Annotated in this window: 12 protein-coding genes; 8 read left to right on the top strand and 4 right to left on the bottom strand. The window is 63.2% G+C overall.

The window, feature by feature from the left end; translation table 11 throughout:
• Positions 1–5 precede the first annotated feature (5 nt).
• From O4H53_RS13880 to O4H53_RS13850, 7 genes are all read left to right on the top strand, one after another.
• A complete protein-coding gene (locus tag O4H53_RS13880) occupies positions 6–791 on the top strand; it encodes a coniferyl-alcohol dehydrogenase (RefSeq protein ID WP_269364574.1) in 786 nt (261 codons plus the stop codon).
• Positions 792–894: 103 nt separating this feature from the next.
• Entirely contained in the window at positions 895–2,304 is a 1,410-nt protein-coding gene (locus O4H53_RS13875; RefSeq protein WP_443069605.1) for an FAD-binding oxidoreductase, read from the top strand.
• Entirely contained in the window at positions 2,301–3,131 is an 831-nt protein-coding gene (locus O4H53_RS13870) for a sulfurtransferase (RefSeq protein WP_269364573.1), read from the top strand. The genes O4H53_RS13875 and O4H53_RS13870 overlap by 4 nt, the downstream gene beginning before the upstream one ends.
• A 117-nt stretch (positions 3,132–3,248) precedes the next feature.
• Positions 3,249–4,274, top strand: a complete 1,026-nt coding sequence (gene dctP / locus O4H53_RS13865; protein WP_269364570.1) for a TRAP transporter substrate-binding protein DctP — start codon at positions 3,249–3,251, stop codon at positions 4,272–4,274.
• Positions 4,271–4,786, top strand: a complete 516-nt coding sequence (locus tag O4H53_RS13860) for a TRAP transporter small permease (RefSeq protein ID WP_269364568.1) — start codon at positions 4,271–4,273, stop codon at positions 4,784–4,786. Before dctP ends, O4H53_RS13860 begins: the two co-directional genes overlap by 4 nt.
• On the top strand, positions 4,786–6,084 hold the full coding sequence (locus O4H53_RS13855) for a TRAP transporter large permease (protein ID WP_269364566.1): 1,299 nt from the start codon (positions 4,786–4,788) through the stop codon (positions 6,082–6,084). The genes O4H53_RS13860 and O4H53_RS13855 overlap by 1 nt, the downstream gene beginning before the upstream one ends.
• 80 nt (positions 6,085–6,164) lie before the next feature.
• On the top strand, positions 6,165–7,628 hold the full coding sequence (locus tag O4H53_RS13850) for an MFS transporter (protein WP_269364564.1): 1,464 nt from the start codon (positions 6,165–6,167) through the stop codon (positions 7,626–7,628).
• A 216-nt stretch (positions 7,629–7,844) separates the two neighbouring features.
• Here O4H53_RS13850 and O4H53_RS13845 read toward each other — a convergent pair whose 3' ends face one another.
• From O4H53_RS13845 to O4H53_RS13830, 4 genes are all read right to left on the bottom strand, one after another.
• The gene (locus O4H53_RS13845) at positions 7,845–8,504 is read right to left on the bottom strand and encodes a DsbA family protein (protein WP_269364562.1); all 660 of its coding nucleotides are present in this window, start codon (positions 8,502–8,504) and stop codon (positions 7,845–7,847) included.
• A gap of 152 nt (positions 8,505–8,656) precedes the next feature.
• The gene (locus O4H53_RS13840) at positions 8,657–9,556 is read right to left on the bottom strand and encodes a nitrilase-related carbon-nitrogen hydrolase (RefSeq protein WP_269364561.1); all 900 of its coding nucleotides are present in this window, start codon (positions 9,554–9,556) and stop codon (positions 8,657–8,659) included.
• 83 nt (positions 9,557–9,639) lie between these two features.
• Complete coding sequence (locus O4H53_RS13835) at positions 9,640–11,034, bottom strand: amidase (protein WP_269364560.1); 1,395 nt, start codon at positions 11,032–11,034, stop codon at positions 9,640–9,642.
• Positions 11,027–11,227, bottom strand: a complete 201-nt coding sequence (locus O4H53_RS13830) for a hypothetical protein (RefSeq protein WP_269364559.1) — start codon at positions 11,225–11,227, stop codon at positions 11,027–11,029. The genes O4H53_RS13835 and O4H53_RS13830 overlap by 8 nt, the downstream gene beginning before the upstream one ends.
• 248 nt (positions 11,228–11,475) lie before the next feature.
• Between O4H53_RS13830 and O4H53_RS13825 the strand changes: the two genes are divergently transcribed.
• Positions 11,476–12,867 (top strand): phenylacetate--CoA ligase family protein, encoded by a 1,392-nt coding sequence (locus O4H53_RS13825; RefSeq protein ID WP_269364558.1) that lies wholly within the window; start codon positions 11,476–11,478, stop codon positions 12,865–12,867.
• Positions 12,868–12,871: the final 4 nt, after the last annotated feature.

Below are 12,871 nucleotides of genomic sequence, written 5' to 3'. Positions count from 1 at the left end.
CGCTCATGCTGTTTGGAAAGACCATCGTGGTCACCGGCGTGGCCAGCGGCATCGGGCGCCGCACCGCCGAGCTGGCGGGCCAGATGGGTGCAAATGTGATCGGCATCGACCGCAGCAAGCCAGAGCAAAGCTTCGGCCAGTTCCTGAAAGGCGACCTCTCGACCGCTGAGGGCGTGGCTTCCATCGCGGGCGCCCTGCCCGACCGGCTGGATGCGCTGTGCAATGTCGCGGGCGTCTCGGGCAAGAGCGGCGCGGCAGACACGCTGGCGATCAACTTCTTCGGTTTGCGCGCCCTGAGCGAGGCATTGGCACCAAAGCTGCGCGAAGGCGGGTCGGTGGTGAATGTCGCTTCCATCGCGGGCTACGGCTGGCGGGAGAATGGCGCGCGTGCTGCGGCCATTGCCCGCACGACCGGCTTTCCCGACGCGACGGAGATCGTGGCGCAGCATGACATCCCCAACGACGCGGGCTATCCGGTGTCCAAGGAAATCCTGCTGGTCTGGACCATGCTGGCCGCGTACCAGGAGCAGTTCCGGAGCCGGGGCATCCGGGTGAACGCGGTCTCGCCCGGCCCGGTCGAAACGCCGATCCTGCAACAGTTCCGCGATGTGCTGGGCGACGCACGGGTGAATTCCGACGTTGAGGCCGTGGGCCGCGCGGGCACCCCCGACGACATTGCACCGGCCATCCTGTTCCTGTGCTCCGACGCCGCTCGTTGGATCAACGGCACAAACATCGCAACCGACGGCGGGCTTGAGGCTGCCGTGACGGTGCAGGCGCATTTTTCCTGACGCTGATGGTCGGCTCCCGAGGCACCAACTGGCCGTTATCTCCCATTGGCATATGCGGGCTTCCGGGTTGCCTGTTTATCCTGTCCTTCCGACAGCCCCTCGAATGCGGAAGGAAACAGCTTTGATCCTCGCAGCAGACCTCCCCCGGTTGCTCAGCGCCATGCTGGGAGACCGATTCTCGCAAAGCCTGGCTGAGCGGGAAGCACATGCCGGGACCGAAGCGCATCACCAGCCGATGCCTCCCGAGGCCGTCGTGCGCCCGGTGTCGACCGAGGAAGTATCACAGATCGTCAATCTTTGTGCCTTCTACGGCACGCCCATCGTGGCCTATGGCAACGGGTCATCGCTGGAGGGGAACGCATCGGCAGCCGAAGGCGGGTTATGCATTGACATGTCGCTGATGAACCGCGTTCTCGACGTGCGACCTGCCGATCTCGATTGCACCGTGGAGGCGGGTGTGACGCGTGAGGCGCTGAATGAACACCTGCGCGAGACCGGCCTGTTCTTTCCCGTGGACCCGGGCGCCAATGCCACCCTGGGCGGAATGACGGCCACACGGGCGTCGGGCACCACCGCCGTCAGGTATGGCACCATGGCGGACAACGTGATCAGCCTCACCGTCGTCATGCCGGATGGTGAAATCCTGCGGACGGCACGCCGGGCGCGCAAGTCTTCTGCCGGATACGACCTGACGCATCTTTTCACCGGCTCCGAAGGGACGCTCGGCATCATCACCGAGGTCACTCTGCGCCTGCATGGACGGCCCGAAGCGGTGCGTTCGGCCGTCTGCACCTTTCCCGACCCGCTGTCGGCAAGCGAGGCGGCCTCCGTGGCGATCCAGATCGGCCTGCCGCTCGCGCGGATGGAATATCTGGATGCGGGCTGCATCCGAGCGGTGAACGCCTTTTCCAATCTCGAAGAAGCGGAGGCCGACACGCTGTTCCTCGAATTCCACGGGTCGGAAGCCGGCGTGGGTGAACAGGTCGAGATGTTCCAGCAGATCGCAGAAGATCAAGGCGGGTCGGACTTCCGCTGGGCCGCGAAGGAAGAAGACCGTTCGCGCCTCTGGGCCGCGCGGCATTCGGCCTATACCGCCACAGTGCGGCAGCGCCCGGGTGCGCGGGGCTGGGCCAGCGATGTCTGCGTGCCGATCTCGGCCCTCCCTGGCTGCATCGAACATGCCAAGGCGCTTCTGGCCGATTGTCCGGTCCCGGCCTCGATCATGGGGCATGTGGGCGACGGAAATTTCCACGTGGTCTTTTCACTCGACCCCGAGTCCGCCGAAGAGCAGGAGACCGTGGCACGTATCAATGACGCCATGGTGGAACGCGCCCTGGAATGCGACGGCACCTGCACCGGCGAACATGGCGTGGGCCTTGGCAAACGCAAGTACATGGAACGTGAACACGGCCCCGCGCTGAAACTGATGCGCCGGATCAAAGCCGCGCTCGATCCTGATGACCTCATGAACCCGCAGAAGATTTTCCCACCCGAAAGGAATGGCAACGCATGACCTACGACCCTCTTGTCAGCCCGAACTGGCTTGCCGAAAACCTGGCGCAGGCGGTGGTGCTGGACGCGACCTATTTCCTGCCGCCCGACCCTGAACGCAGCCGCGCCGAATACCTTGAGGCGCATATCCCCGGCGCGCAATTGTTCGAAATCGACGAAATCGCCAGCACGACAAACGGGCTGCCGCATATGCTGCCCGATCCCGATACTTTCGCCGGTGGCATGGCCCGGCTGGGCATCGACGGCAGCACCCCGGTGGTGGTCTATGACCGGAGCGCCAACCATTTCAGCGCACCGCGTGTCTGGATGACGCTCAGGCTCTACGGCATTTCGCAGGTCTATGTCCTGAACGGCGGGTTGCAAGCCTGGACCGAGGCGGGTCATGCAGTGGCCAATGGGGAGGAAGAACCGCGCCCAGTCGCGCCGCGCAATTGGTCCCTGAACGCCGCAAGCGTGATCGACGGTCAAAGCCTGCGCGACGAAATCGAACAGCAAGATCCGGTCATCCTCGATGCCCGGTCGCAGGACCGGTTCGACGGGCGCGCGCCGGAACCGCGGGCGGGTTTGCAAAGCGGTCATATGCGCGGCGCGACCTGCGTGCCTTTCACCAGCCTTACCCAGCCAGACGGCAGTTTCGCGACGTCGGGGCAGTTGCACGACATATTCGGCGACGTGCCAGAAACGACACCAATAGTCAGTTGCGGGTCCGGCATGACAGCCTGTGTTCTCGCCCTTGGCCTGGCCCGGATCGGCCGGCCGGCACAGCTTTACGACGGATCCTGGTCAGAGTGGGGACAAGGCCACCTGGGCGAGATCCTGCAGGCGTGAACATCCCGGGTCCTATGCAGACAAAGTATAACGTCCCGGCGATGGAAAGCATCATTATCCTTCCCACAACAGACCGGGAAACACCCCGGCAAGACATCCAACAGTAGGAACAACACCATGACCAGCATTTTCAAGAAATTCCTCGGCAGCACCGCCATCGCAATCGCCGTGCTTGCGCCGGTATCGGCCCTGGCCGAGGCCGTTCAGCTCAAGTTCGCGACCATTGAACCCCCGACCACGCCGGTTTCGCAGATGTTCCAGCAATGGATCGACGAAGTGAACGCCGCCTCAAACGGCGCGCTGGAAATCGAGCTTTTCCCCGGCGGCGCGCTTGGCCGCGATCCGCGCGCCCAGCTTGAACTGGTGCAGAACGGCGTGACCGACATCGCCTTCGGCTTTCCGTTCCTGACGCCGAACAAATTTCCCAACGACCTGGTAACAACCTTGCCGCTGGTGATCCGCAACGCGAGCGAGGGCACCTATGCCCACTGGAAACTGTACGAACGCGAGATGCTGAGCGGCTGGGACGATGTTGTGCCGCTGCTGCTGTGCACGCCTGCGCCCACCAACGTGATGTCGGTGGAAGACGTGCCGACCATCGCGTCGCTCGAAGGGCTGCGCGGGTCCGCCACCAACCCGCTGGCACAGGACATCCTGAAGGCACTGGGTGCGGTCCCTGTCTCGGGCTTCAACTTTGCCACTGCCGCCGAAGCGATGTCGCGCGGCCAGCTTGACTTTGACCTGGTTGGCTTCACCCCCGCCAGCATTTTCAAGCAAAGCGAGGTCGCAATCTCGGCGCTTGAGATCCCGCTGGGGGCAAGCCCCTGCGCCGTGTTCATGAACCGCGAAGCCTATGACGGCCTGCCCGAGGAGGCCCGCGCGGTTCTGGATGCGCATCGCGGCCTGCATTTCGGACAGATGTGGGCCGAGACAGTGGAGCGGGTCGAGGCCGCGAAGCGCGACGAATTCGCTGCAACCGAAGGCAAATCCGTCTACACCCCGTCGGAGGCGGATCTCGCGAAAGCGGAAGAGGTCACCGGCCCGCTGGTTCAGGCCTGGATCGAGGCAAACGCCGATGGCTCGGCCCTTGTCGAGGCGCTGAAAGCTGAAGTCCAGACCTTCCGCGAGACTGGCTGGAAATGATCAGGCTCCTCGAACGGGGCCTGCATCACGCGGCGAGGCTGGTCGCCTATGTCTCCGGGGGCCTGGTCCTCGTCGCGGCTGTTGTCACCCTGTATGAAGTCTTCATGCGGTCGGTGATCAACCGGCCGTTCTTCGGCGCGAACGACCTGGTTCTCTATGTGCTGACGATCGGCGTGATCGGCTTTTTCCCACTGATGGTGGACAGCGGCCATCACATCAAGATCGACAGTTTCGGCAAATTTCTGGGGCCGCGCTGGTTCAGGCGGTTCGAGTGGTTCGGGAATATCGTGACCCTCTTCGTGCTGGCGGCCTTCGTCTGGCAATTCTGGCGGCAGGGCATGCGCATGGCCGGCTACAACGATGTCACCCAAATCCTGCAACTGCCGCTGGCACCGATGTGGTTTGCCGCATCCGCGATCCTGGGCCTGGCGACGGCGATACAGCTGCTGATCGTTCTGACCGGAAACATTGACCGCGTGGCGGTCCACGAAACGCTGAAGCAGGAAACCTGATGGAACCGGTCATCCTTGTCATGCTTTCCCTCGTCGCGATCTTCGCGCTGATAATGCTTCATGTTCCCGTCGGTATTGCGATGACAGTCGTCGGCGTGGTCAGCTTTGGCCTGCTTGCGAACTTCAAGGCAGCCTTTTCGCTGCTGGCCTCGGAACCCGCGTCGATCTTCGGCACGGTGGACATCGCGGTTATCCCGCTGTTTCTGCTGATGGGCAGTTTCGCCAACGCCGGGGGGCTGGCTGACGATATCTACCGCCTGGCCTCGGCCCTTGTGGGGCGCTGGCGTGGCGGCGTGGCCATGGCAACGGTGATCGGCTGCGGGCTTTTCGGGTCCATCGCGGGGAGTTCGGTGGCCACCACGGCAACTTTCGGCAAGCTTGCCCTGCCACAGATGCGCGACCGGGGCTACGAACCGGGCCTTGCCGCCGGCACTGTGGCTGCGGGCGGGACTCTGGGTGCCATGGTGCCGCCTTCGATCATCCTTGTGGTCTATGGCGTGATTGCCGAACAATTTATCCTCGACCTCTTCGTAGCGGTAATCATCCCCGCCATCCTCGCCGTGCTGGGATACCTGGCCGCGATCTGGATCTATGGGCGGCGCAATCCCGATGCGATGCCGACCCCGGTGCCAGCGCCGCGCAGCGAACTGCGGGAAGCTGCGCGCAACTGCATACCGGCGCTGATCCTTTTCGGCACGGTTTCGGGCGGTATCTATGGCGGCGTCTTCACCGTGACCGAAGCTGCCTCTGTCGGGGCGCTGCTGACCTTTGTCATCTCGCTGCTGCGATCGAAGGTCACGATGGAGGTCTTTCTGGGCGCGCTCCGCGAATCCGCGGCCAACACGGCGATGATCTATATCTCGATCATCGGTGCCTCCATCATGACCTATTTCGTCGGCCTCACCCAGGTCTCTGACGACCTGGCGCGACAACTGGCGCAGATGGATTTTCCGCCGTTGGCCGTGATCGGTTTGCTGGTGCTTTTGTACCTCATCCTCGGTGCGATCTTTGACGAGATGGCAGCGATGCTGATCACCCTGCCTTTCGTCCTGCCCGTGGTCACGGGGCTGGGTTACGATCCGGTCTGGTGGGGCGTGATCATGCTGGTGCTGATCAACCTTGGAATGATGACACCGCCCATCGGCATGAACGTCTTCCTGCTAAACCGGCTGGCACCCGACATCGGTCTGGTCAATATCTACCGGGGCGTGATGCCCTTCATTCTGGCCGACCTTTTCCGGCTGGCATTGCTGATCCTTGTGCCCTCGCTCTCGCTGTTTCTCGTGGGAAGGCTGTGATCGCAGGACACTCTTTCTGACAGCCCGGCCCGTCCCTTCCGAAAGGGGCGGGCTTAACGGCTGCTATCGACGATGAGCATATGCAAGCTGCCATCGGTGGACGGTATGAAGCGGATGCCGAGATGCCATCGGCGGATAACAAGGAAAGAGCAGCACGCGTGGGCCCTTATCGCTATATCGTTCTTGCCGCGCTGCCCATTGCCATCGCGGGGCTGGAACAATCCATCATGGCCACGTCCGCCACGACCATCGCCCAGATGGCGGGTGCCGAAACGGGGTTGGTCTGGATTCTGGCGGCCTTCTTCATTCCGGCATCGGTTGCGACCATCGTCCTGGGTCAGCTCGGCGATTCCTTTGGGCCGATGCGGATGCTGGTCTATTCCCTGCTGATCTTTGCCGCGGGCAGCCTGCTTGCCGCACAGGCACCGACCTATCCCGTCTTGCTGGTCGCGCGGTTTGTCCAGGGCGTGGGCGGCGGCGGGTTGCTGGCGTTGCCGCAGGCATTCCTCGCGCAACGCATTCCACCGCGCGACCGGGCGGCCTTTCAGGGCTATCTTGTGGCCGTCGCCTTCTTTGCCAACACCTTCGGGCCGGTGGTCGGCAGCCTCTTGATCGCCGCCTTCGGCTGGCAATCGGTTTTCTACGCGCTCATTCCCATGGCTTTGACGGCTGCCGCCATCCTGTGGCAAGCGCGGCGGAGAAGTCGTCCTGCCCGCCCCCCCGTTGAGCTGAACTTCGATTGGTGGGGCACGCTCTTTCTCATCATCGCGGTCTGTTGCATCATCCTCGCCTCGCAAACATTGGCCGAACCTGATCGCATTGGCCTTGCACTGATCTGGATCGGGGGCTTTGTCCTTTCGCTTGCCGGCATGATCCTGTGGATGCGGGCCAGGGAGGATGCGCTGGTGCCGCTGGAGCTGGTGCGCATTCCTATGGTCTGGAAATGCGGGTTGGTCGCGTTTCTCTATGGGGCGCTGTTCACGGGGGTGGTCAGCCTGTTCCCGATCCTGTTCCGCGACTACTACGGTCTGGACCTGCGGCAGATCGGGCTGGTGATGATGCCCTTTCTCGGCGCGGTCGGGGTGGGTTCGATCCTGACCGGCCTGCTGGTGCGCAAAACGGGGCGAATGATGATCTTCCCTGCCGTCGGCCTCGCGGTCTTTGCATGTTCCATGATCGGGCTGGCCCTGTTCATGGACCGGCTTGGCGCATGGCAGACAGCCATCGCACTTGGGACCGCCGGCATGTGGATGGGCACGACGCTGAACGTGGTCAACATCAGCGTACAGGCCAATACGCCGCCTGACATGATGGGCCGGGCAACCGCCTTTGTGCAGCTCAGCCGTACCGTCGGGGCCAGCCTGGGTGTCGGACTGGGCACATTGGTCTACTTTCGCAGCCTCAACACCTTCGCGGCAGAATGCACAGGGCATTGCGACGGCTCTGTCCGCTATGCCTTTGCCCTGCTTCTGTGCTTTTTCGCATTGTTGTCGATGAGTGCCGCGCTGGTTGCCCACCGCGCGCGACGGTTCCGCCTGAGCTGATCCTCGCGGCCGCCAGCCCCTTCATGCGTGGCAACAAAAGCAGGGCCAGTACCGTCGTGAGAGCACAGAGCAGCGTTCCCTGAGCCCCCGCAGCACGGTGGGTTTAACTGCGCGTTCGGGTTCTGATTGCGTGGTCATCCTCGTTCACCCCTTGATAAGGTTCCGGCACAAGCGGTCGGCGGCCGTTGCAACGCTGGACACCTGAGGCGTCACTGGTTACGCGGCATCGCCAAATGCGCGCAGAACGGCATCGCCGCCTGCATAAAGTGTTTGGCTGTCCACGGTGCGGGTTCCGCCGCTGTCGGTGACGACAAGCTGCGGGATACCCCGAAGGCCCAGCATTTCCATCATCTTCCGGCCTTCAAGAATGCGGCTGTCTGTATCGGCGGCAAGGTGCTGGTCCTCCGTGAGCCTGACCAGCAGATCACCCTCATTGATCTTCAAACCTGAAGCCTGCGCAACGCTGTGGGCAACACCCGCGACGATTTCTGGACGCGAAGTATCGCGCCCCTCGACATAGCGCGCGGTTTGCGCCTCGTGCAGGAACCGTGGTTCCAGCGCGGGGTTGATCTGACCCAGCGCGACAAGCGCACGCGTCAGGGGCAGCGAACTTAACTGGCCGCCGGGCGCGCGCATCACGCCCTGATGATAGGCGCTGGTAAAGGGCTGACCCGTCAGTTCCTGGATGCGATCGTCATTTGCACGCGCATGATCTGCGATGGTCGCCACCGGGCGAAGTTCGGTGAACAAGCCCGTCGGCATTAACCGCAGACTGTCGCCATGGCGCTCCGCGATCCGTTCCAATGCCGGTGCGGCGGCATAGCACCAACCGCAGAGCGGATCAAAGAGGTAGGTGAACCGATATGTCCTGTCCATAAGTCGTCCTTTCGTGTTGTGACAACCATCTGGTGTATCCTGCGGCGAAATTACAGGTCAGCATGGTGGCTTCCTGCTGCACGATCTGAACATCTGGATGCTGCAACGCGCCATCGCCGCGTGGTTCTTTGGTGAAACAATCGACCCCCGGCCTAATCTGCCGGAACCGGGGCCAGCGGATCGGGGTCGAAATAATCGAGCCGCAGGCGGGACAGGTTGATTTCGGCAATCAGCAAACCGTCCGTGTCATGCGGCAGCGGCGGCACGGCATCCTGCCCCTCGGGGTCGAATATATGCGTCGCACCGCCGCCCAGCGAAATCTTCTCCGCCCGTTCTGGTGTGTCGGTGAATTCGGCAAAGATATCCGCGCCGATCACCAGCGTGGGGGCCAGCACGTACATTCCGCCTTCGGCGGCATAGGCGCTTGTGGTGCCCATGATGGTCTTGGCATTCATGATCACTACCTTTGGGACCAGCCCCAATGCCGGCCATGCGGCCACATGAATTTCCTCGCTTTGCGAATACATCAGGTGGCGCAGCATGGGGCGCTTGTGCTCGGCACAGTTGAGCGCGCCGATGGTACCCACCGCGGTCTTTACCACCTTGAGGTTCGTATCCGGGTCGCCCGAAGCAAAGAACCCGCCTTCGAGGCTTGGCGGTTTCAGCTTGCGGCGTGTCATCACCGTCTTGCCCTCGGCGTCGATGATCCATTGCGAGATGTAGATCCTGCCCGCCGCGTCGCGTTCGGACAGGCCCAGCACAACCTCGATCCCGTGCGCGCGCGCGGCGGCTGCAATGGCCTGATGCTCGGGTCCGTTCAGCATGGCCGAATTCTCGATATAGCGCGCGCGGCGGCTGGCCTGCCAGGCTTCGTCCCCCAGCCACAGGAAAATGGGATATCCCGGCAGCCACAACTCGGGAAAAGCAATCAACCGGACGCCCTGCTCCGCCGCCTCGGCGATCAGCCGGATGGTTTTCTGCGTCGTCCCGGCCAGGTCGAACCAGACCGGTTCGCTTTGCACGGCGGCAACCTTGATGATCCGCTCGCTCATATTTGAAACCCTTTCAATTCAAGACCCCGATCGGCCCATGGTTCCTGGCGAAGCCAAACCGCCCGCTTCCATGGCCATTTTTTTCAGTCACCGAACTGCGGCCAATTCGGCAAGTCGCCCCTGTCCGCCAGATATCGCTCCATCGCCCGGCCAGCGGCAAGCAGCAGCGCGTCCCGTCCATGGCCGCCCCAAAGCTGCGCGCCCACAGGCAGATCACCGTCCATGCCCGTCCGCAGGACCAGCCCCGGAACGCCGATCACATTGATCTGCATGTTGAACCCCGCGTGGGCCCATGTGGCAAAGCTGACTTTCGGACGATCCGGCGCGGGCGGTGCGGCGCCAAGCACGGGATGGGTCAGGATCACGTCCACCTTCGCGAACAGGGCCGAAAATTCCGCAATGAACCGCTGCCGCAGGCGGGAAGCCAGCAGGTAGTCGTCTCCGGAAATCAATGCGCCGATCATCAGTTTCAACCGCGCATCGCGCCCGTATTTCTCCGGTTGTTGTGCCAGCCTTTCGCGGTGGTAATGCCAGCTTTCGCAGGTGGCCATCAGCGTGCCGACCGCATCTATAGCGTCCAGGTCGGGCAGATCCACCTCCACCGCCTCTGCGCCACTTGCGACCAGCGCAGCCTCTGCAGTGTCGAGCGCCGCAATCTGACCCTCCGGCAAAAGATGATCGTAGCGCCGCAGCCTGAGATAGCGCAGCCCCTTCGGGCAATCGCGGCTGGCCACATCGAAGGAACCTGCCGGCGTCACCATCTGCGCGGTTTCCGCAGGATCCGCGCCGACGATACCGTCCAGCAGCAAGGCAAGATCCTGCACCGTGCGCGCCATCGGCCCGAGCGAATCCATCGTTTCCGACAGGGGCATGGTGCCCGTGCGGCTGACCAGGCCACGCGAGGGTTTCAGCCCCGCAATCCCATTGAAGGCCGCAGGCACCCGGATCGAGCCACCGGTATCGGTGCCCAGGGCCCCCAGCACTTGGCCCGCCGCGACGGATGTTCCCGCACCCGAAGACGACCCACCCGTGCTATGTGCGAGGTTCCAGGGATTGCGCGGTTGCGGGGCCAGCGCCGTATCGGGGTCATGCAGCCCGATGGCGAATTCGTTGGTGGCCAGCTTGCCCATGAACACGGCCCCAGCCGCGCGCAGCCGCGCCACGGCAAAGGCATCCTTTTGCGCGCTCCGCTCCGCGTAAAGGCGCGAGTGCCCGGTTGCGGGCAGGCCTGCCACGTCAATCACATCCTTCACCCCGACGGGTATTCCGGTCAACGGTGTCGCCCGTCCGCCCGCCCGCGCGGCATCAGCCTCGGCGGCGGCTTTCAATGCGCCTTGCCTGTCCAGGGTGATGAAGCTGTGCAGCTTGGGTTCAACACGCTGACATAAATCGAGCCTGTCCTGCACCAGTTCAACGGCGCTGATCCTGCCTGCTTTCAGCGCGGCGGCGGCGGCGGCAATCGTGTCGAACTCAGCCATCGGACCGCACCGCCTCATCAAGCGGATCAGGGAATGTACCCTTATCCCTGGCCGCCAGTTTCCGAAGCGCTTCGATCTTGCCGTCGATCGCCCGCAGGCCCGGGGTAAGATCCGCCAGGTCCTGCTCGGTCAGCAGGGTGACACCTGAACGGATGAGAAGGGTTCGGTAATCGGGCATCTGACTTTCGGACATGGAGCCTCACGTTTTTGGTCTGATCACTGGCAAGCCCCGCAGGCAGGCATGACGCCTGAAACGAGCCAGCCGTTCTGCCACCATCCTTAACGCGAGCTGCCGGGAACCCACCTATATCAAGACAGTATAACGCGGGTCCTCTGATCGGAATCTACACAGAACGCAACGAAGCAAACCGTTTTGAAAAGATGCACCCGGGCATTGATCCCGCTGCCTGCGGTTTGCCACTGATGGAAGGGAGAGCCGTCATGACCATACAAAAACTGCTTGCGACAAGGGACGATGCCATCGCACGCGAAGACGCTCCGGCCTATCTCGCGGCGCTCGACGCGATCCGCCTTGCGCGCATTCCCGCCCAGATCGACCATTGCATCGGCAATGAATTCTACGGCCCTAAGCTGCGGGATGCCGGGATCAACCGTGGCGCAGACATCAAGACGATGGACGATTTCCGGCGTCTGCCCGCCTTCATGACCAAGGCCGACCACCGCGCCTCGCAGCAGGCCAGCCTGGAAAAATACGGCCATTCCTTTGGCCTTCACACCTGCGTACCGAAAGAATCCATCATCCATGTGGCCGGCACCTCGGGCACGACAGGGATGCCGACCTTCTACCTCTTTACGCGCCGCGACCTCGATATGACCTATGAGATGGTCGGTCGGATGCTAAAGAAGGCAGGTGTGCGCCCCGGCGATACCGTGCTGCACCTCTTTGGCCTCAGCATGTGGCTGGGCGGCACGACCTTCATGCAATCGCTCGAAGCTTACGGCGCGCATCCGATCCCGCTGGGGGCCGAGGCGGGCGTCAGCCGCGCGCTGCAATATCTTGCCGCCTGCCGCCCGCGCGTCATCGCCGGCACGCCATCTTTCCTCAGCTATCTGATCGACCGCGCCCCCGAAGAACTGGGTAAGCCGGCCAGCGCATTCGGCGTCGACATCGTCTTTTGCGGCGGGGAACCCGGCCCCGCGATCCCGCCGGTGCGCAAGAAGCTGCAAGAGGGCTATGGCGCGAAGGTCTTTGACACCATGCTTGGCGGATGGGGCAACGCGGCGCTGGAATGTGGCGGAGAGCATCACAACGGGCTTCACTTTCTGGCCGATGAATACTGCTTCCGGTACGATCTGGTCGATCCGGCCACGCGCGAACCCATCGAGCTGAAGGACGGCGCGACCGGCGAAGGCATCCATTCCGGCCTTTACTACGAGGCCGGGCCGGGCCTGCGCTATGCCACCGGCGACATGCTGACGCTGCATGTGGGCACCTGCCCGCATTGCGGCGAGTTTGGCACGCGCTATTCGGTGCAGGGCCGCGCCGATGATCTGCTGAACGTGCGTGGGGTCAAGATTTTTCCCTCTGCGATCAAGGAGGTGGTCGAAAGCCTTCGGCCCCGCACCAATGGCCAGCTTGAGATCGTGCTGGATGCGCCGCCGCCGCGCGTGGTGCCGCCGGTGGCCGTCACGGTCGAGGCCGCAGAGGGCGTCGCGGCGGCGGACTTTGACAGCCTCGCCTCCGAGATCGAGGACCAGATCAAGGCCAGGCTGCGCATCCCGGCCAAGGTCTCCATGGTGCCCGAAGGGACGATCCCGCGCTCGTCGCACAAGACGAAACTGGTGCGCGTGCGAGACGCGGGTGAAGGGTGAGCGG

Origin of the sequence: Sulfitobacter sp. G21635-S1 (assembly GCF_027213915.1) — a bacterium.
Lineage (GTDB): Bacteria > Pseudomonadota > Alphaproteobacteria > Rhodobacterales > Rhodobacteraceae > Sulfitobacter.
This window is presented reverse-complemented; position numbering and strand designations above follow the sequence as displayed.